This window comes from Pantoea sp. (assembly GCF_028283705.1).
In the GTDB taxonomy this organism is placed as follows: domain Bacteria; phylum Pseudomonadota; class Gammaproteobacteria; order Enterobacterales; family Enterobacteriaceae; genus Pantoea.
Genome location: NZ_JAPWKD010000005.1, coordinates 324,157 through 349,186 on the forward strand (window position 1 = coordinate 324,157; position 25,030 = coordinate 349,186).

25 protein-coding genes are annotated in these 25,030 nt (G+C 51.9%); 13 read left to right on the plus strand and 12 right to left on the minus strand.

The window, feature by feature from the left end; all coding sequences use genetic code 11:
- Window positions 1-8: 8 nt before the first annotated feature.
- The 3 genes from fieF to cpxP all read right to left on the minus strand — a co-directional run bounded on the left by fieF (window position 9) and on the right by cpxP (window position 3,160).
- Window positions 9-911, minus strand: a complete 903-nt coding sequence (gene fieF / locus PW844_RS04915) for a CDF family cation-efflux transporter FieF (protein WP_299448503.1) — start codon at window positions 909-911, stop codon at window positions 9-11.
- Window positions 912-1,100: 189 nt separating this feature from the next.
- Window positions 1,101-2,300 (minus strand): anthrax toxin-like adenylyl cyclase domain-containing protein, encoded by a 1,200-nt coding sequence (locus PW844_RS04920; protein ID WP_299448505.1) that lies wholly within the window; start codon window positions 2,298-2,300, stop codon window positions 1,101-1,103.
- A gap of 347 nt (window positions 2,301-2,647) precedes the next feature.
- Window positions 2,648-3,160: a cell-envelope stress modulator CpxP gene (gene cpxP, locus PW844_RS04925; RefSeq protein ID WP_084877906.1), complete on the minus strand. Its 513-nt coding sequence runs from the start codon at window positions 3,158-3,160 to the stop codon at window positions 2,648-2,650.
- A gap of 150 nt (window positions 3,161-3,310) precedes the next feature.
- Here cpxP and cpxR point away from each other — a divergent pair, with 150 nt between their 5' ends.
- The 3 genes from cpxR to trmL are packed head-to-tail and all read left to right on the plus strand — an operon-like array spanning window position 3,311 to window position 5,891.
- Complete coding sequence (cpxR, locus tag PW844_RS04930; RefSeq protein ID WP_084877909.1) at window positions 3,311-4,009, plus strand: envelope stress response regulator transcription factor CpxR; 699 nt, start codon at window positions 3,311-3,313, stop codon at window positions 4,007-4,009.
- A complete protein-coding gene (gene cpxA, locus PW844_RS04935; RefSeq protein ID WP_084877911.1) occupies window positions 4,006-5,382 on the plus strand; it encodes an envelope stress sensor histidine kinase CpxA in 1,377 nt (458 codons plus the stop codon). The genes cpxR and cpxA overlap by 4 nt, the downstream gene beginning before the upstream one ends.
- 35 nt (window positions 5,383-5,417) lie before the next feature.
- Window positions 5,418-5,891 carry a tRNA (uridine(34)/cytosine(34)/5-carboxymethylaminomethyluridine(34)-2'-O)-methyltransferase TrmL gene (gene trmL, locus PW844_RS04940; protein WP_208716908.1) on the plus strand — a complete coding sequence of 158 codons (474 nt, stop codon included), beginning with the start codon at window positions 5,418-5,420 and terminating at the stop codon, window positions 5,889-5,891.
- On the opposite strand, the gene cysE is transcribed toward trmL, so the two are convergent.
- The 5 genes from cysE to PW844_RS04965 all read right to left on the minus strand — a co-directional run bounded on the left by cysE (window position 5,888) and on the right by PW844_RS04965 (window position 9,008).
- On the minus strand, window positions 5,888-6,709 hold the full coding sequence (cysE, locus tag PW844_RS04945) for a serine O-acetyltransferase (RefSeq protein WP_084877917.1): 822 nt from the start codon (window positions 6,707-6,709) through the stop codon (window positions 5,888-5,890). The two genes, trmL and cysE, sit on opposite strands and share 4 nt — an antisense overlap.
- Before the next feature lie 68 nt (window positions 6,710-6,777).
- Window positions 6,778-7,797 (minus strand): NAD(P)H-dependent glycerol-3-phosphate dehydrogenase, encoded by a 1,020-nt coding sequence (gene gpsA, locus PW844_RS04950; protein ID WP_299448516.1) that lies wholly within the window; start codon window positions 7,795-7,797, stop codon window positions 6,778-6,780.
- On the minus strand, window positions 7,797-8,264 hold the full coding sequence (secB, locus tag PW844_RS04955; protein ID WP_013511010.1) for a protein-export chaperone SecB: 468 nt from the start codon (window positions 8,262-8,264) through the stop codon (window positions 7,797-7,799). Before secB ends, gpsA begins: the two co-directional genes overlap by 1 nt.
- Before the next feature lie 40 nt (window positions 8,265-8,304).
- Window positions 8,305-8,559 carry a glutaredoxin 3 gene (grxC, locus tag PW844_RS04960; RefSeq protein ID WP_208716910.1) on the minus strand — a complete coding sequence of 85 codons (255 nt, stop codon included), beginning with the start codon at window positions 8,557-8,559 and terminating at the stop codon, window positions 8,305-8,307.
- A gap of 17 nt (window positions 8,560-8,576) precedes the next feature.
- Window positions 8,577-9,008: a rhodanese-like domain-containing protein gene (locus tag PW844_RS04965; protein WP_013511012.1), complete on the minus strand. Its 432-nt coding sequence runs from the start codon at window positions 9,006-9,008 to the stop codon at window positions 8,577-8,579.
- Between the two features lie 248 nt (window positions 9,009-9,256).
- Here PW844_RS04965 and envC point away from each other — a divergent pair, with 248 nt between their 5' ends.
- From envC to PW844_RS04985, 4 genes are all read left to right on the plus strand, one after another.
- Window positions 9,257-10,558: a murein hydrolase activator EnvC gene (envC, locus tag PW844_RS04970; protein ID WP_299448522.1), complete on the plus strand. Its 1,302-nt coding sequence runs from the start codon at window positions 9,257-9,259 to the stop codon at window positions 10,556-10,558.
- A gap of 3 nt (window positions 10,559-10,561) precedes the next feature.
- The gene (locus tag PW844_RS04975; protein ID WP_299448524.1) at window positions 10,562-11,461 is read left to right on the plus strand and encodes a divergent polysaccharide deacetylase family protein; all 900 of its coding nucleotides are present in this window, start codon (window positions 10,562-10,564) and stop codon (window positions 11,459-11,461) included.
- A gap of 167 nt (window positions 11,462-11,628) precedes the next feature.
- Window positions 11,629-12,750, plus strand: coding sequence for a glycosyltransferase family 9 protein (locus PW844_RS04980; RefSeq protein WP_299448526.1), 1,122 nt, complete (start codon window positions 11,629-11,631; stop codon window positions 12,748-12,750).
- 165 nt (window positions 12,751-12,915) lie between these two features.
- Window positions 12,916-13,833: a glycosyltransferase family 2 protein gene (locus tag PW844_RS04985; RefSeq protein WP_299448528.1), complete on the plus strand. Its 918-nt coding sequence runs from the start codon at window positions 12,916-12,918 to the stop codon at window positions 13,831-13,833.
- Between the two features lie 51 nt (window positions 13,834-13,884).
- Here PW844_RS04985 and rfaC read toward each other — a convergent pair whose 3' ends face one another.
- The 3 genes from rfaC to rfaD are packed head-to-tail and all read right to left on the minus strand — an operon-like array spanning window position 13,885 to window position 16,849.
- On the minus strand, window positions 13,885-14,853 hold the full coding sequence (gene rfaC, locus PW844_RS04990) for a lipopolysaccharide heptosyltransferase RfaC (RefSeq protein WP_299448530.1): 969 nt from the start codon (window positions 14,851-14,853) through the stop codon (window positions 13,885-13,887).
- 2 nt (window positions 14,854-14,855) lie between these two features.
- Window positions 14,856-15,899, minus strand: a complete 1,044-nt coding sequence (gene rfaF, locus PW844_RS04995) for an ADP-heptose--LPS heptosyltransferase RfaF (protein WP_299448532.1) — start codon at window positions 15,897-15,899, stop codon at window positions 14,856-14,858.
- Between the two features lie 17 nt (window positions 15,900-15,916).
- The gene (rfaD, locus tag PW844_RS05000; RefSeq protein ID WP_299448534.1) at window positions 15,917-16,849 is read right to left on the minus strand and encodes an ADP-glyceromanno-heptose 6-epimerase; all 933 of its coding nucleotides are present in this window, start codon (window positions 16,847-16,849) and stop codon (window positions 15,917-15,919) included.
- 230 nt (window positions 16,850-17,079) lie between these two features.
- On the opposite strand from rfaD, the gene PW844_RS05005 reads away from it, so the two are divergent.
- From PW844_RS05005 to PW844_RS05015, 3 genes are all read left to right on the plus strand, one after another.
- Window positions 17,080-18,276, plus strand: coding sequence for a glycine C-acetyltransferase (locus PW844_RS05005; protein ID WP_299448536.1), 1,197 nt, complete (start codon window positions 17,080-17,082; stop codon window positions 18,274-18,276).
- A 10-nt stretch (window positions 18,277-18,286) separates the two neighbouring features.
- On the plus strand, window positions 18,287-19,315 hold the full coding sequence (gene tdh / locus PW844_RS05010; RefSeq protein ID WP_299448538.1) for an L-threonine 3-dehydrogenase: 1,029 nt from the start codon (window positions 18,287-18,289) through the stop codon (window positions 19,313-19,315).
- A 77-nt stretch (window positions 19,316-19,392) separates the two neighbouring features.
- Entirely contained in the window at window positions 19,393-20,499 is a 1,107-nt protein-coding gene (locus PW844_RS05015; protein ID WP_299448540.1) for a glycosyltransferase, read from the plus strand.
- Here PW844_RS05015 and PW844_RS05020 read toward each other — a convergent pair.
- Window positions 20,496-21,515, minus strand: coding sequence for a glycosyltransferase family 9 protein (locus tag PW844_RS05020; RefSeq protein WP_299448542.1), 1,020 nt, complete (start codon window positions 21,513-21,515; stop codon window positions 20,496-20,498). The genes PW844_RS05015 and PW844_RS05020 overlap by 4 nt on opposite strands.
- Before the next feature lie 177 nt (window positions 21,516-21,692).
- Here PW844_RS05020 and PW844_RS05025 point away from each other — a divergent pair, with 177 nt between their 5' ends.
- The 3 genes from PW844_RS05025 (at window position 21,693) to PW844_RS05035 (ending at window position 24,958) form a co-directional block, all read left to right on the plus strand.
- A complete protein-coding gene (locus PW844_RS05025; RefSeq protein ID WP_299448544.1) occupies window positions 21,693-22,682 on the plus strand; it encodes a glycosyltransferase in 990 nt (329 codons plus the stop codon).
- Window positions 22,683-22,755: 73 nt separating this feature from the next.
- A complete protein-coding gene (gene rfaQ, locus PW844_RS05030) occupies window positions 22,756-23,832 on the plus strand; it encodes a putative lipopolysaccharide heptosyltransferase III (protein ID WP_299448546.1) in 1,077 nt (358 codons plus the stop codon).
- The gene (locus PW844_RS05035; RefSeq protein ID WP_299448548.1) at window positions 23,825-24,958 is read left to right on the plus strand and encodes a glycosyltransferase family 4 protein; all 1,134 of its coding nucleotides are present in this window, start codon (window positions 23,825-23,827) and stop codon (window positions 24,956-24,958) included. The genes rfaQ and PW844_RS05035 overlap by 8 nt, the downstream gene beginning before the upstream one ends.
- Window positions 24,959-25,030 lie beyond the last annotated feature (72 nt).

The window sequence follows — 25,030 nt, forward strand, 5'->3', positions numbered from 1 at the left end:
TAAAACTATTAAAACTGGAAAAAACCCTGTTGATTTTCCGGTACAACTGAGCAGGGATCCTGATGGATGATGACGTCGGAGCCAGGAAACTTGCTACGCAATGCCTGTTCAATTTGATCGGCCACCTTATGTGCCTGCACCAGCGGCAGATGGTCGTCCATTTCCAGATGCAACTGAATAAAGCGCGTCGGGCCAGACTGTCGGGTACGTAAGTCATGCGCACCACGTACGCCCGGCCAGTTGGCGATCAAATCAATAATCGCCTGGCGTTCCTCTTCCGGTAAAGCACGGTCCAGCAGTGACTGTACCGCTTCATACCCCATACGCAGCGCGTTATACAGAATATAAACGCCAATCCCTAAGGCGAATAATGCATCGGCCCGGGAAAAACCATAGCTGCTTAAGCCGAGCGCTATGAGAATAGCACCGTTCATAATGACATCGGATTGGTAGTGCAGCATATCAGCGCGAATCGCCTGGCTACGGGTGTGCCGCACCACCCAGCGCTGAAAAGTGACCAGCACCAGCGTTGAACAGAGTGCAATCACCGTGACCACAATACCGACCAGTGGAGCTCGCAGGATTTCGGGAGAGGCAAGATGCTGAATACCGGTAAGAAACAGGAATAACGCCGATCCGGAAATAAACATACTTTGCGCCAGTGCCGCCAGGGATTCAGCCTTACCATGGCCAAAAGTATGGTCGGCATCCGCAGGCTGTAAGGCGTACCGTACCACCAGCAAATTGGTCAGCGAAGCAGCGATATCCACCAGTGAATCCACCAACCCCGCCAGCACACTGACCGAACCGGTGTACCACCAGGCAAAAATTTTAACAATTAACAACAACGATGCCAGCACCGTGGCAGACAACGCTGCACGGCTCACCAGCTTTGCGTAGGAGTGTTCCATGCCTTGGCCTCTTCGGGCAACGTTCAATGGTGCGCCCGTTTAATCTCAGAATGGCTCAAGTTTATCATTAGCAGGTAAACGCTGCCTGGATGGTGTTGCAGCGACAATAAAAGTCGCCATTTTTCGTATCGTGCGGTTGAACAGACGTGATGACAGGAAAGATCTGGCTAATAGCCTGAGGCTTAATGGTTATCTGTGTTTCCAATGCCGGATAGCGAAATTTTTCGCATCCATAAATCGCGAAGACCGAATATCGGTTATTTCTTTGTCCCAAACTGGATTTAATGGCACATAATAACCTTCGTCTTTAGCCTTTTGCGCGAAAGATTTTAATTCTTCCACATTCCTGACCACACATATTTCGCCAAAATCGCCAAAGGATTTAGGCAGCGTAAAGACCGCTGGGAAGTTTGCTTCAATATCTGTCCAAGGATTACAGGTGTCTGTGCTATGATGCACAACCGGTTCACCGTTGCCAACCAGACATTCATTAATACTGGATATCATATTGCGAATGCGCACCGACACATTACCAACACTCTTATCTACCTTCGCATAAAATTCAACTTCACTTAAATATGAACTTTTTAAGTTACCAGGTAGTTTTTCATGAGGCGTTGTATAACTATCCATTCTCTCTTTAAATATATGATGAGACACATCATGCACAGATAATTTATCTTCAACACCATAATCCTCAAATGCCGGTGCGATCATAAAAAGGTCGTAATCGGCGGTAAGAGGTTTTTGACCCGACCCAGCCGGGGCTAAAACTTCAACGGGTTCGCCATTGTAGATAACCTGCCAGGATCCTTTATCTGATCCGGGTACCAACTCAAACTTATGCATGACGCCTTTTGGCGTACAGGCCTCTAACTCAAGAGGTTGACGGTTTACACCATATTTTATATTTTTGATATAATTATTCTCGACGAGTAAATCCAGCCTCGCCTTTGTTATTTCCAATACAACTTTATTAGCATAACCTTTGCTCATGCAATCTTGCACTTCCTTATTAAATCCCTCTTGTTTATCTGGCCGATCGGCAAGCTTGCTTAGCTCCTGCTTAACACAGATAAAAGATGTTTGCGGGCCCCAGTCAGCACTTTTTCCCTTTATGTGGAATCCTTTTGTCGGATATCCACTTGCGATGAGATCCGTTGCCATCATATCAACCGGACGAATACCGATTATAGTATTCTTCTCATGAGACAAACGTTGTAGTTTAACGAGATGATTTGGCACTATCCCTATATTATCTTTTTTACATAAATCTATAACTTCAGCCAGTTTTTCCACCTGATTTTTGGCCAATAACTCTACTGAAGATGATGACTGGGTAGATTGTGTAGGCCAGGGAGAATGTGATTTAGGTATATTTATTGGCATATCCTTCCTTTTTGTCATCAATGCGCATGGGAAAGAGAGAATTGTCTGCTATCTGAAAGCATTGTCCTTATGTTTTTATGCAAAAACTTTCGAATTTCGTACACTCCGTAAGATTCACACCACTTTGCAACGTTACAGATCAAGATTCCAACAGGTAAAGCATGGTACCTGCACGCAGAAGTATCCACTGCAAAACCCTTTTCCGGTTGCTTCTGCCCAGCCCGCATGGGTGGATGGCTAAAGCTCATCAGCTGATTTTTTTTGTGATTTTTTGACAAAAAAAACCCCGCCGTCATGGCGGGGAAGACAGGGATGGTGTCTATGGCAAGGAAAACAGGGATACTATGTTACTGGTTACTGCTGGTACTACTCACTGCTTGCAGCGGTGATGATGGCTGCAATTCTGAGAGCCTGCGCATTTCATTGAGGCGCCGCTCATAATTCTTCTGCAATGTCGCTTGCTGTGCAGGCGTTAGCAGGTGGTACATCTGATTACGAACCCGAGCCATCACAACGTTTTGTTCGACTTGCGCCTGAGCAATTTTTTCTGCCTGCAGGCGGATGGCTGATTCGTTAAATTTGTCTGCAATGACCAGGTCATGCATAGTTTCTATATCCTGAACGCTGACGGCGGGACGTTCGAGTCGCGCTTGTTGCATCAGGTCTCGCATTTGTTGCCGCTGTTGCTCAGTAAGTTCAATGCCATCAAACATGTGGCTTTGCGGATTTTGCGTCATACTGCCTGTCGTCAATCCGCCGTTATGATGCATCTCGTCAATCGTCGTCGTGTCTGCTGCTCCTGCGCTGGCGTGACTGAGAACCATCGCTGAGGCAATGACGACGGCGGTTAAGTTGCGCATCGTTTACTCCCAGTTCGTTCCGTTTTGCGATTCAACGAGGACTAGTGTACGGCGGCAGCTGCAAACATCCGTCAGGGGGTGTAAAACTACGTAAAGCGTTGGATTGACGATATGGGAACACGGTATTTTGCCTGCGGAGGGCAATAAAAAATGAATAAGATCCTGTTGGTTGATGATGACCGCGAATTGACTTCGCTGCTTAAAGAACTGCTTGAGATGGAAGGTTTTGAAGTGATTGTCGCCAGCGATGGCGAGCAGGCACTCAACCTACTGGACAACACCGTAGACCTGTTACTGCTGGATGTCATGATGCCGAAAAAGAACGGCATTGACACACTGAAAGAGTTACGTCAGCAACACCAGACACCGGTGATCATGTTGACTGCACGCGGCAGCGAACTGGATCGCGTCCTTGGTCTTGAATTGGGCGCGGATGACTATCTACCTAAACCTTTTAACGATCGCGAGCTGGTTGCGCGTATTCGCGCCATTCTGCGTCGTTCCAACTGGAGCGAGCAACAGCAGCAGCACGACAACAGTTCACCCACGCTGGAAGTCGATTGTTTACGACTTAACCCAGGTCGCCAGGAAGCCAGCTTCGATAATGAAACGCTGGACCTGACCGGCACGGAATTCACCCTGCTTTATCTGCTGGCACAGCATCTTGGCCAGGTGGTATCACGCGAACATCTCAGCCAGGAAGTGCTGGGTAAGCGTCTGACGCCGTTTGACCGCGCCATCGATATGCATATCTCTAACCTGCGTCGTAAATTACCGGAACGTCGTGATGGTCATCCGTGGTTTAAAACTCTGCGCGGACGTGGCTACCTGATGGTTTCGGCATCATGATTGGAAGTTTGACCACCCGCATCTTCGCCATCTTCTGGCTTACCCTGGCGTTGGTGTTGATGCTGGTGTTGATGGTGCCAAAACTCGATTCTCGACAGATGACCTCGTTGCTGGAAAGTGAACAGCGGCAGGGCATCATGATCGAGCAGCATGTTGAAGCCGAACTGGCGCAAGACCCACCCAACGATTTGATGTGGTGGCGTCGGTTATTTCGCGCCATTGAGAAATGGGCTCCGCCAGGCCAGCGACTATTGCTGGTGACCAGTGAGGGGCGCGTCATTGGCGCCCAGCACAACGAAATGCAGGTTATCCGCAACTTTATTGGTCAGTCCGACAATGCCGATCACCCGCAGAAGAAAAAATATGGTCGGGTAGAAATGGTTGGCCCCTTTGCCGTACGCGATGGCGAAGATAACTACCAGCTTTATCTGATCCGCCCCGCCACCAGCTCGCAACTGGATTTCGTCAATCTGCTGTTTGACCGCCCGTTGCTATTACTCATCGTCACCATGCTGATCAGCTCCCCGCTGTTACTGTGGCTGGCATGGAGCCTGGCACGTCCGGCACGTAAGCTTAAACATGCCGCCGATGAGGTAGCGAGCGGCAATTTGCGGCAGCATCCGGAACTGGAATCAGGACCACAAGAGTTCCTCGCCGCTGGCTCAAGTTTCAACCAAATGGTGAGCGCACTCGAACGCATGATGACGGCACAACAACGCCTGCTGTCAGATATCAGCCATGAGTTACGCACTCCCCTCACCCGTTTACAGTTAGCCACCGCTCTACTGCGTCGTCGTCAGGGTGAAGGCAAAGAACTGGAACGTATTGAAACGGAAGCCCAGCGACTGGACGGAATGATCAACGACTTGCTGGTACTGTCACGCACCCAGCATAAAAATGCGCTGGTCAGCGAAGCGATGAAGGCCAACCATCTGTGGAATGGTGTACTGGAAGATGCCAAATTCGAAGCAGAGCAGATGGGTAAACGTATGGACGTTCCTTATCCACCGGGTCCGTGGCCGTTATATGGCAACCCACACGCGCTGGAGAGTGCGCTGGAAAACATCGTACGCAATGCGCTGCGTTATTCGCATACGCATATCAGCGTTAGCTTCTCGGTGGATATCGAGGGCATTACCGTACATGTGGATGATGATGGTCCCGGCGTCAGCCCGGAAGATCGTGAGCAGATTTTCCGCCCGTTCTATCGTACCGATGAGGCACGCGATCGCGAATCAGGCGGCACCGGCCTGGGGCTGGCGATTGTCGAAACGGCAGTTCAGCAACATCGCGGTTGGGTGAAAGCTGATGACAGCCCGCTCGGCGGCCTGCGCCTGACCCTCTGGCTGCCGTTGTACTCCGCCCGCCAATAATTTGTTATGCTTCGGCCCTCGTTTCCGGGGGCCTTATGCTAAATATCGTTTTATTTGAACCTGAAATTCCGCCTAATACCGGCAATATCATCCGTCTCTGCGCCAATACTGGCTTTCAGTTGCACCTGATTGAACCTCTGGGTTTTGCCTGGGATGATAAGCGGCTGCGACGTGCCGGGCTGGATTACCACGAATTCACCGCCATCAGGCATCACGCTAACTATGCGGCATTTATTGCGGCTGAAGCGCCCCAGCGGTTGTTTGCACTCACCACCAAAGGCACCCCGGCGCATAGTGCCGTGCGTTATCAGGCTGGCGATTATCTGGTGTTTGGTCCGGAAAGTCGGGGGCTACCCGCAGAGATTCTTAACGCGCTGCCACCCGAGCAAAAAATTCGTATTCCGATGATGCCCGAAAGTCGCAGTATGAACCTGTCGAATGCGGTTTCAGTCGTAGTATATGAAGCGTGGCGCCAGCTTGATTATGCTGGCGCGCTGATCAAGAGCTAGATGCCGTCACCGAACTCAAAACCTGGAACGGTACCATTAAAGTGCTGATCCATGTCCATTGAGGGTTTATCGCTGGCAGGTTTACCGACAATGCGTGCCGGTACGCCTGCTGCCGTGGTATGTGGTGGTACCGGCTGAAGAACCACGGAACCGGCACCAATTTTGGCACCGCGCCCCACTTCGATATTGCCAAGTATTTTTGAACCCGCGCCAATCATCACCCCTTCACGAATCTTCGGATGACGATCGCCACTGGTTTTACCGGTACCGCCCAGGGTGACGTTTTGCAGGATGGAAACATCATTTTCTACGATGGCCGTTTCGCCGATCACGATGCCGGTGGCATGGTCGAGCATGATGCCATGACCAATGTTTGCAGCCGGGTGAATATCTACAGCAAATGAGACCGAGATTTCGTTTTGCAGGTAAACCGCCAGCGCACGGCGACCTTCCTTCCACAGCCAGTGACCAATACGATACGCCTGTAGGGCATGGAAACCTTTCAGATACAGCAGAGGCGTAGAATATTTATCAACGGCTGGGTCACGCTGACGCACCGCCTGAATATCATAGGCAGCAGAAACGATCATCGAAGGGTCTTCACGATAGGCTTCTTCAACGATTTCGCGAATAGCGATGGCAGGCATAATCGGGTTAGCCAATTTGTTTGCCAGCATGTAGCTAAGTGCGCTGCCCAGGTTCTCGTGCTTAAGCAATGTCGCATGGAAGAAACTGGCCAGCATCGGCTCGCAGTCGGCCAGTGCCCTGGCTTCCGCTTTAATATTGTTCCAGACCAGTTCTAACTCTTCAGACGACATTGCTGTGTTCTCCCGATAAAAAAAGCGCCTGATGGGGCGCTCCAGGTGATGACGCTGGGCATCCTGCTTCAGCTTTGGCTGTTTTCGTCCTTCCTTGCACGGCCGAGTAAGCTCAATGCTGCCTCTCGCGCTGATTTTTCGCAATATAATACCTGATAAATTTGCTCGGTTATTGGCATTTCCACACCAACGCGGGAAGCTAACGCTCTGACTTCTTTGGTGTTTCTGTAACCTTCTACAACTTGTCCGATAATGCGTTGCGCCTCATCTACGTTCTCGCCCTGACCCAGCATCATGCCAAAACGACGATTACGAGACTGATTATCGGTACACGTCAGCACCAGATCGCCCAGGCCTGCCATCCCCATAAAGGTGGTAGGATCAGCCCCCAACGCTGCGCCGAGACGGCTCATTTCAGCCAGACCACGGGTAATCAGTGCGGTGCGCGCATTCGCGCCAAAACCGATGCCATCAGAGATTCCGGCGCCGATCGCAATCACGTTTTTCACCGCACCACCCAGCTGCACGCCAATAAAGTCCGGGTTGTTATACACACGGAAACTTTTCCCACAGTGCAGCTTCTGCTGGAGATCGTCAGCAAACTGCGCATCCGTTGACGCCAGCGCAATCGCCGTTGGCATACCCGCAGCCAGCTCTTTAGCGAAAGTTGGCCCAGAGATCACGGCTAACGGGATGGTATCGCCGAGGATTTCACGTGCCACATCCTGCAGCAATCGCCCGGTTTCTTTTTCCAGACCTTTCGTCGCCCAAACGATACGCGAATCGCTACGTAAATGCGGCTTCAGCTGCAGCAGGACATCACCGAACACATGGCTCGGAACCACCACCAGCAGATCACGGCTGGCATTGACCACCTGTGCTAAATCGGTTTCAGGAACGAGGTTATCGGGAAAAGGAACATCGGGCAGAAAAGCGGTGTTGCAGCGGTCAGACTGGAGTTGCGCTACGCTTTGCGGGTTGTGGCCCCAGAGTAAAACCGGGTGACCATTGCGGGCCAGCGTGATGGCCAATGCGGTGCCGTACGAGCCGGCACCGATGACGCTAATCGAAGCGTTGAGTGTAGTCATCAGGCATCCTGATGTGGCGCGTCGCCTTCACCCTGCTGCTGTTGCAGATAGTTCATGAACAGCGCATCAAAGTTGACCGGTGCCAGGTTAAGCTGCGGGAAAGTACCGCGAGACACCAGGCTGGTAATGCATTCGCGCGCATACGGGAACAGGATGTTCGGGCAGTACGCACCAAGGCAATGTGCCATCTGAGTGCCTTCGATACCGCTGATAGTGAAAATACCGGCCTGCTGAACTTCACACAGGAACGCGGTTTCTTCACCGACGCTGGCCGTTACGGTAACACGCAGCACCACTTCATAGACTTCATCGGCCAGTTGAGAGGACGCGGTGTCCAGATCCAGCTTCACTTCCGGTTCCCACTCTTTCTGGAAAACCTGCGGCGCGTTCGGCGCTTCGAAAGAGACGTCTTTGGTGTAAACACGTTGAATCTGGAACTGCATTTCGTTGGTGCTATGTTCTGACATGTTACTAAATCCTGTTAGTTAGAATTGTGTGGCCGTTAAGTTATGCCTGTAATAAGGGATCAAGTCCCTGGCGCCCATCCAGCGCAAAGAGATCATCGCAGCCGCCAATATGCTGCGCATCGATAAATATCTGTGGAACGGTCGTTCTGCCGCTACGCTGAATCATCTCTTCACGTTTCACCGCGTCCCCATCAATAGGGATCTCCTGAAACGTCACACCTTTCTGATTAAGCAGCGCCTTCGCCCGGTGGCAATAAGGACAGGTCGTTTTGGTGTAAATCTCGACATTAGCCATGCAGTTACCTTTGCGAATTATTTACCGCGCACCAGCGGCAGGTTTTCACCGCTCCAGCCGCTCACGCCATCTTTCAGAACCGAAACCTGCGTGAACCCAGCGGCACTCAGCTGTGCTGCTGGTTCGCCAGCGCTCTGCCCGGTGGCACATACCACAATTATGGGCTGAGACTTATGCTTTTCCAGTTCGCCAAAGCTACCTTTTTTGATGTCTGCCGCCGCTACATTCAGCGCCCCAGAAATGTGTCCTTTGCGATAGTCGTCACGCGAACGAACGTCTACCACCACCGCGTCCTCTTTGTTAATCAGGCGGGTTGCTTCACCGCGACTGATGGTTTTTACCTTCGAGAACATTCCTTTAACGGTGGTTACAATCACCAGAACGAGTAAGACAACCCATGCCAGACTGAGGATGGGGTGATTGCTTGCAAACTGCATAATTTCTTGCATGAGGGGTAACGACTCCAGACCGGGCTAATAAGCTAAAACAAGGGTTCTGAGTATACCTGCGCCACCTAGCATGTACAGTCGCTAAGGGGTCAGAGTTACGATTTGTGCGTCATTTTCCAAAAAAAGTGTTCTAATCGCAAAATTAAGACAAAGTTTCTGCCTGTAAGCTGGGGAAGACATGTTTGGAAAAGCAAAACCCGGCCCGGGAAACTGGTAAGCGGCTGTTCATCGTGGAATAATTAGCGACTATGAAGGGAAAAGCGATTGTTTTACCAACAAGGACCTGTCACAACGGCCCAGCGCATCCGTTGTTAACACGCTGGTCCACATTCTCCCTCAGCCTGCTCTGCGCGGGCGCTCTGCTATTGCCGCCCATTGCCCACAGTGATGATGACAGCAAAACGCAGCTGAAATCCATACAGCAAAATATCGCCGAAAAAGAGAAAAGCGTGAAAGCGCAAAAATTGCAGCGCAGTAAGCTGCTGGACCAGCTGCAAAGCCAGGAGAAGGTTATTGCTCAGGCTAGCCGCCAGCTGCGCGAAACCCGCAATAGCCTCAGCGCCCTCGACAACGATATTGCCCAACTCAACGCCTCCATTGTCCGTCTGGAAAAACAGCAGGCACAGCAGGAAAAATTACTGGCCCAGCAGCTTGATGCCGCCTTTCGTCAGGGTCAGCACAACGGTTTACAGCTGCTACTGGGCGGCGAAGAGGCACAACGCAGCGAACGTATTCTGGCCTATTTTGGCTATCTTAATGCTGCACGTCAGAAGAACATCGATGACCTGAAACAGACGCAGCAACAGCTCGCGGAACAGCGTCAGTCGTTGCAGGACAAACAGCAGCAGCAAAAAAGTCTGTTAGCACAGCAGCAAACGCAGCAAACCAAACTTGAATCTGCAAGCGTTGCCCGCAAGAAAACCCTGACGGCACTGGAAAGTGCGCTGGAAAAAGACCAGGCTGACCTCGTAGAAATGCGCGAAAACGAGAGCCGTCTGCAGGACAAAATCGCCAAGGCGGAGCGTGAGGCCCGAGAGAGAGCCGAGCGTGAAGCGCGTGAAGCGGAGAAAGTACGTCAGCGTCAGGCACAGGCCAAAGCCAAAGGATCGAGTTATCAGCCAACGCAAAGTGAGCGTGAGCTGATGGCCCGTACCGGGGGTCTGGGTCGGCCCGGAGGTCAGGCCGTCTGGCCAGTCCACGGGCGTGTTGAGCATCGCTTTGGGGAAACCATGCAAGGCGAACTGCGCTGGAAAGGTCTGGTGATTGACGCACCAGAAGGAACCGAAGTGAAAGCCATCGCCGATGGACGCGTACTGATGGCCGACTGGCTGCAGGGCTACGGTCTGGTTGTGGTACTGGAACACGGTAAAGGCGATATGAGTCTTTACGGCTACAACCAAAGTGCGCTGGTGAGTGTCGGTGCCCAGGTGAAGGCAGGACAGCCTATCGCTTTGGTGGGTACCAGCGGCGGCCGCGGCACGCCTTCGCTCTATTTTGAAATCCGGCGTCAGGGACAAGCCGTCAACCCACTACCGTGGTTAGGAAGATAAGCTTTGTTTCAACCTCATAAACTCCCGGCTGCGTTGTGTGGCCTGTTTTTGTCACTTTCCGCCCATGCGGGCAAACTTTCCATTGTGATTGACGACTTCGGCTATCGCCCGGTTGAAGAGAACAAAGTGTTGCAGATGCCCGCAGCCATCTCGGTTGCCGTCTTACCAAACGCCACCTTTGCCCGACAAATGGCGACCAAAGCGCATCAGAGTGGTCATGAAGTCCTTATCCATCTGCCAATGGCTCCTCTCAGCAAGCAGCCATTGGAGAAAGATACGCTCACGCCAGAGATGTCCAGTGCGGAAATTGCACGCATTATCCACGATGCGGTTGGCAAAGTGCCGTATGCGGTGGGGCTGAATAACCACATGGGCAGCAAAATGACATCCAGCCTGCCGGGGATGCAGAAGGTGATGCAGGTACTGAATCAGTACAATTTCTACTTTCTCGACAGCATGACTATCGGCAACAGCCAGTCAATCCCGGCCGCTGAAGGAACGCATGTTAAAGTACTGAAGCGTAGGGTTTTTCTCGATGACAGCCAGAATGATGCAGCGATTCGCGAACAATTTAACCGCGCGGTGAAACTGGCGCAGCGCGATGGCTATGCCATTGCCATCGGGCATCCTCATCCCAATACCGTGCGGGTATTGCAGCAAATGCTGCCAACATTGCCTGCGGATATCACGCTGGTGCGTCCCAGCCAGTTGCTGAATGAGCCGTTACATCAGGGGTCCGGGCCAGCTAAACCGCAGCCCACTCCTGTACCTCATTTCCGTGCACCTGGTGTCTGTAAGGCCAGCAAACCGCTGCCACCCGTGCCACAGAGTCGGGCAGTATCTCTGCTCGCAGAGAGCATTCAGCAAAGTCCCTTTATCCGGAATCTGACAAATTTGTTCTGAGCGGCTTCCCATTGCCGCGCAGATAATGGAGAATTTTCTTCTGACCGCATTGCATCGTCAATGCGGTTAAACGATACCCAAACAGCATCGCCGGCAATGAAACTTAACCCAGATCAACCGGTCAAATAAGTTTCATTATAATCAGTGCATGAAAAACGAGTCAGTCAATGCGTAAGATCTGGAAAACCAAGCTGTTAGATAAGGCTATTGTTATTCACAATTTCGTGAAACGCCATCAGGTTGAAACATCCGTCGATTTTTCAGCATTGCGTCCTGCGCACATTTTAATTTTCTCGACCACCGCACTCGGCGACTTTCTTTTTAACACTCCGGCGATTCGCGCTGTTCGCAATCGTTATCCTGATGCAATCATTACACTTATCGCCCATCAGAAATTCGCTGAGTTTCTCCAGGAGGGTGATGACTGGGATAACCTGGTATTCTGGAATAATAAAGCCATCACCATCCCCGGCTTGCTGAAGCAATTAAAATCCCACCCCAAGGCCGAGCTGGCATTATTGCTACATTCGCATGAGCCTTATGATTATTTGTCCGCGATCATGGCTGGTGCAAAGTACATTATCAAGGATAACTATAAGGATAATGTGCCACTGCGTGACAAATGGCTGATTGATTATATCATTGCATTCAAAGGCCATATTATTGAACGTAAACTGCAATTAGTTCAGGCTCTGGGCTGTGACATAACTGATATAGAAATGAAGCTCCCCTTCCGGATCGCGGAAAAAAAGGTTTTCCCTTCACCTACGGTGGGTTTGCAGCTTGGGGCTTCTACGCCGGAACGCTGTTGGGCACCCGAAAATTTTGCAGCCATGACTCTACAGCTACTTGATCATTCTCCGCATTTATCTTTTGTGTTGATTGGTGGTCCAGGAGATAAAGGAAGAGCAGAAGCTTTTCTCAATCTGATCCCTGAACAATATCATGATCGTATAGTTAATCGGGTCGGTGATACTTCCCTGCCCGAATTGTGCGCACTGATTAATGATTTTGATCTGTTGGTGACAGGAGATACCGGCCCCCTGCACATTGCCGTGGCTGTAAAAACACCAACTCTGGGGTTATTCGTCACCGCTAACCCTTATGCTACTGGTGCCTTACAAAACCCAGAGTTGCATCATATGATTTATATTGGTCGTCAGAAATCACAGGATCATCTGGCCCATCTCATGGATGTCATTAAACCTGAGAGAGTTACAGAGCAGGTTGAACGAATTCTCAGAAAATTTCGCCCAGAAATTCAACTAATGAAACAATCTCACGGGTAAGATTGTTCTCTGAATCATACGAATTTTTTTTCCAGGCTCGATGATATTAGCTATACTTCGACGAGGAAAAAGAAATCGCTCAGAGATGTTCATGGAATGACGGCATCTTCAGTTCAGTTACGAATTCGAAGAAGTAATAAACATCGACAGGTTCTGGTATGTTTTATGAACAGTAAGGTTTTATCAATTGTTGTCACAGCCCATAATCTGGAAGGGCATATTAAGAAAACTCTGGAAAGTATACTTCTGGCGGTTGGCAACAAAGTATCTTCTTGTGAGTTGATACTTATTGATGATGCTTCAGTCGATGGAACCAGCAATATTCTGCGTGAATTTTCGGATAAAAATGAGAACACGTTTTATTATCGCACAGAATTTAAAAATATCGGAAAAGTCAGAAACTTTGCCATTGATAAATGCCAGGGTGAATACATTACCATGGTCGATGGTGATGATCTGGTTTATGAAAAATCGCTAGCTAACATAATAGATTTCCTCGAGAACAACGACATAGACATTCTTATTTCTCCCCTTTATGAAATCAAAGGTGAGATTCCACTGCTCGACAACTGGCAATGGAAAGTCCCGAAGAAGATCACCCAGGATAATGCCATTGAAGAATTTCTTATTCACAAGAAATTCCAGGGTCATTTTATCGGAAAAATAGTCAATAAGTCTTTATTCAGGAATTCATGTTTCCCGGATTTTTTTTGTTATGAAGATATCGCGCTAATTCCTGAGATATTGAAAAAAGCAGCCAATGTCTATTTCTGCCAGCGAGCTTTTTATATTTACATTAAGCAATCTCATAGTCTTTCCAGTGCATTATCGGCAGAGAAACTTGAGTTAAAGGCGCAAGCATTATTAATGATGGATGCTGAATTTGGCAGTCACTGGCGTCATCTGACCGCTATTCATGTGGTTCAGTTATTATATAAACATAAAAAACAGTTATCAGAAGCATCGCAGAATGCGATGTACGATATTCTGCGTCAAACATCAGCCTCGAAATTCTTCCTTAGCTCAAGCGTCAGATTAAGCATAAAGAAAAAATATCTTATTCTTAAGTTGAAGATCCGTTAAATAGATTCCAGCCCATAAAAAATTAATGAGCTGGAATTGATGCTGACTGACTTATGACTGGAGAAGTTCGCTTAGTCTGGCATATACCACAGCAGATGAAACGGAAGACAAATTATTATCCTCAGCTTTCAAACTAAACTGATTTTTCCCATATCCACCAATCAGCCCCGGATCTGTCGGACCGTACAACGTAATATTTGGACGATCCAGCGCTGCCGTCAGGTGGCTCAATCCCGTGTCCACTGACACTACAGCACGCGCACCAGCCAGTTGACGGGCAACCTGTTCCAGCGTCAGGCGCGGCAGCACCTCAACATGGTCAAAGCCTTCAGCAAGGCGCAGAGCGCGTTGATGTTCATGCTCAGCCCCCCAGGGTAACTTCACGCGTAGCCCGGTTGGCTGCACTAATTCAATCAGCTCACGCCAGTGAGTTTCCGGCCAATGTTTGTTGTCACGCGTTGTTGCATGCAAAAACACCAGATACTGCCCAGCATCTGCCGGAAGCTCCGTGAGAAAATGCCCTGCAATTGCATAATCCCCCTGAGTAGCAGGTTTTTCATAGCCGAGGCTTTTCGCGAACAATTCACGCGTACGTTCTACCGCATGTTGCTGCTTGTTGATTTCATGGCGTTTGTCGTACCACCAACTGGCAAAGGGTTCACGAGCACTGCGGCTATCCTGCCCGTGTTTCACCCCTTTAGCCAGACGGGTGACCAGCGCAGCGCTTTTAATCAGCCCCTGTGCGTCAATCACCACGTCATACTCGCGCGCCTGTAACTCACGCTTAAACAACACGCGTTCTTCGCGTTGCTGGCTACCGAACCAATGCTTACGCCAGCGACGAATCCCCACTGGCAGCACTTTATCTACTGCCGGATGCCACGCCGGGATTTGGGCAAAATTTTCTTCCACAACCCAATCAAAACGAATGCCAGGAATCGCCTGCATTGCATCGGTCAACGCAGGCAGTGAGTGCAGGACATCGCCCATAGAAGAAGTTTTAACAATCAGGACGTGCATGTTTACTCCTGCGCCGCGTTGAGCAAAGCGCTTAATTCCTGATGCACGCGCGTGGGCTGAATGTCGATCAGGCTTTGATGATAGCCCTGTTCGGCATCGCCTTTGCGGACTTTGTGATAACCAGTGATCAGGCGAATAACGCGAGCCTGATGCGACAGTGGCGGGGTGAAATCGGGGCTGCTGGGGCCATACAATGCCACCAGCGGGCGGTTAAGTGCGGCCGCAATATGCATCAGACCGGAGTCATTGCTGACCACCGCAGCACAGTTCGCCAGCAGAATGACCGCCTGCTCCAGCTGCGTTTCACCCGCCAGGTTTTTACAGTGCGTACGTGCCACCTCGGGCAGAGTCTGAATAATGGTATCGCCAGTCTCGCGATCTTTGGCCGAACCAAACAGCACCACCTGATAACCTTCACCGATCAGCTGTTCTGCCAGCGCGGCATAATGATAATGCGGCCAGCGTTTTGCCGGACCGAACTCCGCACCCGGGCAGAAGCCAATCGCTGGACGGTCGGCAGAGAGCGCAAACTGTGCAGCCGTCATGTGCTTCTCTTCTTCCTCCACCCGGAGCTGCGGCCACAACAAGGGTTGCGGCAACTGCTGCGCCGCAGCAACGGGTTTATCGTAGCCAAGCGCCACGTAGCGCTCAACCATCAGCGGAAACGCGGCTTTATCCAGCACACGCACATCATTCAGCACACCGTAGCGCATCTCCCCACGCCAGCCAATACGGCGTTTAATACCGGCAAAAAACGGTACCAGCGCCGATTTGAAGGAGTTCGGCAGCACATAGGCGCGATCGTAACCGCTGGCCTGCAAGGTTTTGCCCAGACGGCGACGCTCACCCAGCGCCAGTGCGCCATGACCGAGCGGCATCGCCAGTGCCTGATTCACTTCCGGCATACGTGACAGCAGCGGACGGCACCAGGCGGGTGCCATGACATCAATAACAGCCTCAGGGTGCTCAGCCTTGAGCGTGCGATAGAGACTTTGCGACATCATCATATCGCCGACCCAGGACGGGCCAATAACCAGAATTTTCATCGCTGCTGCCGATTTCCTTATGCGTTACGGTTCAGCCAGGCCATATATTCCGCAACACCAACGGCCACGGTTTTGAACGGTTTGTCATAACCTGCGGCACGCAGTTTAGTCAGATCCGCCTGGGTATATGCCTGGTAACGGCCTTTCAGCTTGTCCGGGAACGGGATGTATTCAATCTCACCTTGCTGATGGAATTTCAGCACCGCATCAGCCACTTCCTGGAAAGATTCCGCACGACCGGTACCGCAGTTGTAAATGCCGGAGATACCGTTTTCCCAGCACCACAGATTCACGGCGGCAACGTCATCAACGTGGATAAAGTCGCGACGGAAATCGTCACTGCCTTCAAACAGCTTAGGGTTTTCGCCATTGCTGATTTGCGTGTTGAGATGGAAAGCCACGCTCGCCATGCTGCCTTTATGGCCTTCACGTGGACCGTAGACGTTAAAGTAACGGAAACCACATACCGGTGAGTCCGCTTCCGGCAGAATCTGGCGCACATAATGGTCGAACAACATTTTGGAGTAGCCATAAACATTCAGTGGCTGCTCGTACTGACGTTCTTCGATGAAGTTGTCATTGCGGCCGCCGTAGGTGGCTGCGGAAGAGGCATACAGGAACGGAATTTCACGATCGAGGCAGAAGTGCAGCAGATCTTTGGAATACTGATAGTTGTTATCCATCATGTATTTGCCATCCCACTCGGTGGTGGACGAGCAGGCACCTTCATGGAATACCGCTTCGATCGGCCCCAGATCTTCACCGGACATGATGTAGCTGAGGAATTCCTCTTTATCCATGTAATCAGAGATGTCCAGATCCGCCAGATTCACGAACTTGGTGCCATCCTTCAGATTATCCACTACCAGAATGTCGGTATGACCGCGATCGTTCAACGCCTTGACGATGTTGCTGCCAATCATGCCAGCGCCACCCGTTACGATAATCATGTGCTTTGCCTTTAAACAGTTGGGGGAAACAGGAGGTTTCACCCACGGATATCTATCATCATAACATTTCAGCCCGCACCAGACAGCCAGATGACTCCGTAAGCCCGGCATATTTCCCACCCGCAGCGTGAACTATGCTGCAAAACGGAGATTTCATTGGCTGAAACGTCGTTAAACCGCTTTTCGATCAGTAATATGTGCCAAAGTTTTGCTATCTGAGGAGCAGAATCATGTCCGATCAATTCTATTCGCAAATCCAGCAGCAACTTGAGACAACACGCCAGGAAGGATTGTTCAAACAGGAACGAACCATTACCTCGCCACAGCAGGCGGAAATCAGCGTTGCTCAGGGTCAGACGGTCATCAATTTTTGCGCCAATAACTATCTTGGTCTGGCGAACCATCCGACGCTGGTTCAGGCGGCTAAAGAAGGGATGGATTCCCACGGTTTCGGCATGGCCTCAGTGCGCTTTATCTGTGGTACCCAGGATATCCACCAGCAGCTGGAACGCAAACTGGCCGATTTCCTTGGTATGGAAGACGCCATCCTGTTCTCCTCCTGTTTTGATGCCAACGGTGGCCTGTTTGAGACGCTGCTCGGCGCGGAAGATGCCATCATCTCCGATGCGCTCAATCACGCGTCGATCATTGATGGCGTTCGCCTGTGCAAAGCGCAGCGTTATCGCTATGCCAACAATGATATGAACGAATTACGTGCACGCCTGCAGGAAGCGCGGGACAAGGGCGCACGCCATATCCTGATCGCCACCGATGGCGTGTTTTCAATGGATGGCGTGATTGCCAACCTGCAGGGGATTTGCGACCTGGCGGATGAGTTTGATGCGCTGGTAATGGTCGATGATTCACACGCCGTCGGTTTTGTCGGTGCCTGTGGGCGTGGCACCCATGAGTATTGCCACGTGATGGATCGCATCGACATTCTGACCGGCACCTTGGGCAAAGCACTGGGCGGCGCATCAGGCGGTTATGTCGCCGCGAAACAAGAGGTGGTGGAGTGGCTGCGTCAGCGTTCACGCCCTTATCTGTTCTCTAACTCATTGGCCCCGGCGATAGTGGCAGCTTCGCTGCGGGTGCTGGAAATGCTGAGTGAAGGCGATGGCCTGCGCCAGCGTCTGTGGGAAAACGCGCGCTATTTCCGCGAACAAATGACCGCCGCCGGGTTTACCCTGGCGGGTGCCGATCACGCCATCATTCCGGTGATGCTTGGCGATGCGAAGGTGGCACAGGAGTTTGCCAGCCTGTTGCAACGCGAAGGCATTTACGTGACTGGCTTCTTCTATCCGGTCGTACCCAAAGGCCAGGCACGTATTCGTACCCAGATTTCTGCCGGCCATACCCAGGCACAGCTGGAGCATGCGGTAGCGGCCTTTACCCGTATTGGTCAGCAGCTGGGCGTGATCGCCTGAGGAGCCGGGAATGAAAGCACTCGCGAAATTAAAAGCGGAAGAAGGCATCTGGATGGTGACCGATGCGCCGATTCCGGAACCTGGCCATAACGACCTGCTGATAAAAATCCGCAAAACCGCGATTTGCGGTACCGATATCCATATCTACAACTGGGATGACTGGTCACGGAAAACCATCCCGGTACCGATGATCACAGGCCACGAATACGTTGGCGAAGTGGTGGCCATCGGGCAGGAAGTGAAAGGTTTCTCCATCGGCGACCGCGTCTCGGGCGAAGGTCATATCACCTGCGGTCACTGCCGTAACTGCCGTGCCGGACGCACCCATCTGTGCCGCAATACCGTCGGCGTGGGTGTTAATCGTCAGGGATGCTTCGCCGAGTATCTGGTCATTCCGGCCTTCAATGCCTTTAAAATCCCGGACAACATCTCCGACGAGCTGGCGGCCATTTTCGATCCCTTCGGCAATGCGGTGCATACCGCACTGTCGTTTGATCTGGTGGGCGAAGATGTGCTGATTTCCGGTGCGGGTCCGATAGGCATCATGGCTGCCGCCGTGTGTAAGCATGTCGGCGCACGCAATGTGGTGATCACCGACATCAACGAATATCGCCTCGGCCTGGCGCGTAACATGGGCGTGACGCGCGCAGTAAATGTGGCACAGGAGAATCTGCATGAAGTGATGGCCTCACTGGGGATGACCGAAGGCTTCGATGTCGGGCTGGAGATGTCTGGCGCACCACCTGCCTTTCGCAGTCTGCTGGACGTAATGAACCACGGTGGCCGTATCGCGCTGCTCGGTATCCCGCCGGGGGAGATGGCGATTGACTGGAACCTGGTGATTTTCAAGGGGCTGTTTATCAAAGGGATCTACGGTCGTGAGATGTTTGAAACCTGGTACAAAATGGCAGCACTGATCCAATCCGGCCTCGATCTGACACCCATCATCACTCATCGTTTCCCTATTGACGACTTCCAGCAGGGCTTTGATGAGATGCGTTCCGGCCACTCAGGCAAAGTGATACTGAGCTGGGATTAATTATCACCAGCGATAGCGCCCTGCCGTCCTAAACGGTATAAAGGGCGCTTCACTTAGCAATTCAGTCTGGATGTGACATGCGCATTTTAATGATTATTGATGGTTTACCGGGCGGCGGCGCAGAGAAAGTGGTGCTGACCCTTAGCGAATCGATTCATAAAATGGGGCATCATGTCACCCTCTACTCGCTGGCTGAAACCTGCGCCTATGCCCTGCCGGAAGGTGTCGAGTACCGCGTCGTCACCCAGCACAGCAAAGCCCCGTGGCGTAAGCTGACTGAGTTGTCACGCCGCGCCAGAAAACTGGATGACGTTTTACGCCAGGATGAAGCGCAAAACGGCAAATATGACCTGATCATCTCCAACCTGCATAAAACCGACCGCATTGTGGCGCGTAGCCAGGCCATCGATCGTTCACGTTTATGGTTCTGCATTCATGGTGTGTTGTCATCAACCTATCTCGGCCATCGTAAGGGGCTGAATTACTGGTTCAAAAAACAGAAGATGGCGAGCATTTACCATGGCCGCAATATCACCGCCGTTTCCCAGGCCGTGCTGGACGACCTGGTGGATGTGATGGGGGTACGCACCGCAAAAACCGCAGTGATTAACAACCCCTTCGATTTACAGGCACTGCGCCAGCGCGCGGATGAACCCTGTGATCTGGCAGGTACTGACTATCTGATCAACGTAGCGCGTATTCACCCGCAAAAACGTCAGGACCGTCTGCTGGAAGCCTTTGCCCAATCAGGCCTTGCTGACCGGGCAAAACTGGTGCTGCTGGGCACCGGTACGGAAGAACGTATTGCCGCCGCCAAACAACTGGCGCAGAAACTGAATATCGCCGATCGCGTACTGTTCCTTGGTTTTCAGTCCAACCCTTTCCCGTACATCAAACATGCGCGTCTGATGGTGATGAGTTCTGACAGCGAAGGCTTTGGCAACGTGATTGTTGAATCGCTGATTTGCGGCACACCGGTGATCAGTACGCGCTGCCCGGGTGGCCCGGAAGAGATTCTGGTGAAAGCGGGGATGGCGGATATGCTGACGCCGATCGATGCTCAGGCACTGGCCAGTAAAATGGTCGAGGTTTACGACCATTTACCGGCAATTAATGAACAGGCACTCAGCCTGTACGACGTGACGGCCATCAGCCGTCAGTATGTCGATCTAGCCGCCCGTTAACGCAGCGCGAGGCGCTGCCAGGCCTGCCAGACCGTTTCCGGCGAGATATCACTGCATTCGCCCGAAGCGGTCTGCATGATTTCATACTCACCCGACCACGGATGCCAGATTTGTGCGTTGGTATCGCCAAAAAACACCACCTGCTTTTTATGCAATCCAGCCGCGATGTGCATCTGGCCGCCATCGCTGCATAAAATTTGCTCACAACCATCAAACCCAGCGATCAATTCACGAATCGAAGCCGTGGCATAACGTGCCAGTCGCGGGGAATCCACCATTTGCATCAGCTCATCAGCCCGTGCAGCATCACCTTTATCGTTGGGATCCAGCGCCCCCTGCGGGGACCAGAACAGCAGCACGCGTGCCTGCTCATCTTCCAGCAACTGACGAATAAAGGTTGCGTAGGCAGCGACAGGCCAGCGTCGTTTCGGGCTACGACTGCTGATGTGCACGCCGTAGGTTTTGCCCGCACCAGGCAGCAATTGCGCCACCCGCGCGCTTGCCTGTGCGCGTTCCGCATCAGAAAGATAAAGGTTCACCTGTGGCACTTCAGGCGCGTCCTGGGTTAACGCGGAAAGGTAGGAATAGGTGTGTTCCACCTGGTGAGTACCATGAAAGTCCTGTTTCTGGAAAGGATGATCCAGCACGGCATCCGCCTGGGCGGCACCGATAATATTGTGCGCACCGGCCATTTTAGCCAGCCGCAGGCTGTATTTGCAGGGCACCGGGTTTGCCAGGATCGTGGCGTCGAAACGGGTTTTACGCAAGGCGAGCATGATTTTGACGCGTTGCCAGTATACGCCCAGCGTCGTTTCGTTTTTGCCGCGATGTTTCGCCTTTTTATACACAAATAACCGGTCAACGTTGGGATTATGGTCCACCACATCCTCGGCGATTTTATTCACCAGCAAGGTCAGTTTAGCGTCGGGAAAGGCCTGCTTCAGACCCTCCAGCAATGGCGTTGTGCACACCATGTCGCCAATGTTGTCACGCCTGATAACTAAAATATTCTTCATGTTACTGCCCAGAGTTAACTTGCTTTCGCCCGGAAAATTGGCCCTGAAATGATCGCAAAATGCTGAAAACCCTCGGGACCAACTCTTTTTGACCATTAATGTGCAATAAGTTCTGAATTGCCTGGTAATAATTAATGTCAGGATTTCGTTAATAATTCATTAAAACAATACCGAACAATGTCGCTAAACAACCCTGTCCTTTCCATCATCACCCCGATGTATAACGCCGGTGAGATGCTGGAAACGTTTATACAATCGCTGCTGGCCCAGACTCTGACCAGTCTGGAGATCATTATTGTCAACGATGGTTCGACTGATGGTTCCGGGGAGCGTGCAGAGACTTATGCACAGCAGCACCCGCATATCAGCGTGATTCATCAACCTAATGGTGGCGTATCACGCGCCCGTAATGCCGGGCTGGCTATTGCACGCGGTAAATATGTCACCTTTCCCGATGCTGATGACACCATGGATCCGACGATGTATCAGACATTAGTGGAGATGGCGGAACAGGATAATCTTGATGCTGCCCAATGTAACGCCGTACGTTTTTTTCAGACCAGCCAGAAAACCAAACCACTGATTCCGCTTGACCGCCTGACCAGCACCGGGGTACTCAGCGGCCCGGAGTGGCTCAGCAAGGCGCTGAACACCCATCGTTATTTGCATGTGGTGTGGTTGGGTATCTATCGCCGCGCAATAATCGAACAACAACAGCTTACTTTTGAACCTGGCCTGCATCATCAGGACATTCCCTGGACCACCGAATTTATGCTGAACGCCCAGCGGGTGCGCTACACCGACCAGGTGTTGTACCGCTATTACATGCACGATGCCTCAATCAGCAATCGTAAACGTACCGGTGAACGCAATGTGGCTTATCAACGTCACTACCTGAAAATTGCCAGGATGCTGGAGGAGATCAATGCGCGTTACCAGCATAAGGTGAGAATCTACCCGGCGTTTCATTATCAGATCACCCATGAAGCACTGAGCGTCTGCCATAGCATCAGGCGCGAGCCAGAAGCGAGTGCACGTCAGGCAATTATTCATGACCTCTTCGCCACCCAAACGCACAAACGGATGTTGCGCAATGCGCGCGGCATAAAACAATGGTATCAACTGTTGTTGTGGCTGAGCCGTATTTATCGCTGGCGAGAGAAATAAGCGCCGCGCCTGACTTTCACCCCTGGGGGGTTTGCCCTACAATCAGCTCACTGAATTCTGAGATCATTTGAGTATGGCAAGCCCGATTCCAGACCACTTTGCACCCCAAAACATTCTGCTAATTAAGCTGCGCCATCATGGTGATATGCTGCTGACCACCCCTGCGATTAATGCTCTCCGGCAGCGTTATCCGCAGGCCAACATCGACGTTCTGCTCTACAAAGAAACGCGCCCGATGCTGGAAGCGCACCCCGCCATACGTCAGCTGCATATTATCGATCGTAACTGGAAAAAAGAGGGCGGATGGCAGAAGTTACGCCATGAGATGGCGCTGATTTCAGCGGTACGGACCTGTCATTATGACCTGGTGATCAATCTCGCCGATCAGTGGCGCAGTGCCATCATCACCGCTTTTTCCGGCGCTCCGGTACGCATCGGTTTCGCCTTTAACAAACGCGATAATGCATTCTGGCGCTGGTGCCATAACCAGCTGGTCAGCACCGCCGACCACGGCACATTACACACCGTAGAACAGAATATGTCGGCGCTGGCTCCGCTCGGCATCAATTCCGCAGGCGCTACAGCCTCGATGCATTTCAGCGCCGCCGACCAGCAAAAAGTGCAGCAGATGCTGGCTCAGCATCAGGTCAGCGCGTCTTATGTGGTGGTACAGCCCACTTCTCGCTGGGAATTCAAATGCTGGGATGATGAGAAAGTCGCTCAGATGGTCGACACGCTGGCTGCTGACGGCCACACCATCGTGCTAACCGCTGCACCGGATAAAAAAGAGCTGGCGATGATTGAACGTATTCAGTCGCTGTGTCAGAACGACAACATCGTGTCGCTGGCTGGCCAGTTCTCTTTACCTCAGCTGGCTGCGTTAATCGCGGGTGCCCGGCTGTTTATTGGCGTCGATTCTGCGCCAATGCATATGGCTGCGGCGCTACAGACGCCCTGCCTGGCGCTGTTTGGTCCGACGAAATTGCAGTTCTGGCGTCCCTGGGGTAATAACAATCGCGTCATCTGGGCCGGTGATTATGGCCCCCTGCCTGACCCTGACTCGATCAATACCAAAACCGACCAGCGCTATTTGTCGGCGATCCCGGTTGCTGATGTCGTCGCCGCCGCAAGGAGCTTTTTGCATGACTAAGTTACGCCTGGCGATTGTCCGCCAGAAGTATCGTCCGGATGGCGGTGCCGAGCGTTTTATCTCACGCGCGCTGGAAGCCCTCGACAGTGAACAACTCGATCTGAATATCATCACCCGCAGCTGGCAAGGTACGCCCAATCCGGCATGGCATCTGCATATTTGTAATCCGGCAAAATTCGGGCGGATTTCACGCGAGCGGGGCTTTGCCCGGGCGGCACGAGCCTGCTGGGAGCGGGAAAAGTTTGATATTGTGCAAAGCCATGAGCGCATTGCCGGATGCGATATCTTTCGCGCCGGGGATGGCGTACACCGTGTCTGGCTGGAGCAGCGGGCGCGCATCGTCTCAGGCTGGCAGCGGCTGAGCGCCACGTTAAGCCCCTATCATCGTTATGTGTTACAGGCGGAAAGTGAGATGTTCAATGCACCGTCGCTAAAGGCGGTGATTTGTAACTCGGAGATGGTGAAGCAGGACATTTTGCGTTGCTTCACGCTGGATGCCCGCAAGATTCATGTCATTCACAACGCGATTGATAGCCAGCGCTTTCAGCCCGCGACCGAAGCGCAACGTCACGCATCACGCCAGCAGCTGAATCTGCCGCAAGATGCCACGGTGATGATTTACGTCGGCTCCGGTTTTGAACGCAAAGGGTTAAAGGCAGCGATTGAGGCTGTCGCACGTAGCGATCGCTACCTGATTGTGGTCGGCCAGGACAAACAGCTGACGCGGTATCAACAGCTGGCGAATCAGCTGAACTGTCTCGATCGTTTGCGTTTTGTTGGTGTGCAGCAGGATGTGCAGCCGTTTTACCATGCCGCCGATGCGCTGTTGTTGCCAACGCTCTATGACCCTTTTCCGAATGTGGTGCTGGAAGCGATGGCCTGTGGCCTGGCGGTGATTACCAGCACCGGCTGCGGTGGTGCCGAATTTATCCAAGCAGGTCAGGAAGGCTTCGTCTGTGATGCTTTGGATATCAAGGCATTAAATGAGGCGGTGCTGGCGATACCTTCCCTTTCGCAGAATTCCGCGCTGGGTGAGGCCGCACGCCGCAGAATTGAACCTTATGGTCCAAAACGTCTGGCACAGGCGTTGACCTCGCTTTATCAGCAAGTGTTACAGCCGGTTTGATGAAGTGGTATGAGCAGGCACCCGGTTTCTGATAACATGCCGCCATCTTGATTTCTTATGCTTTTTGACGCG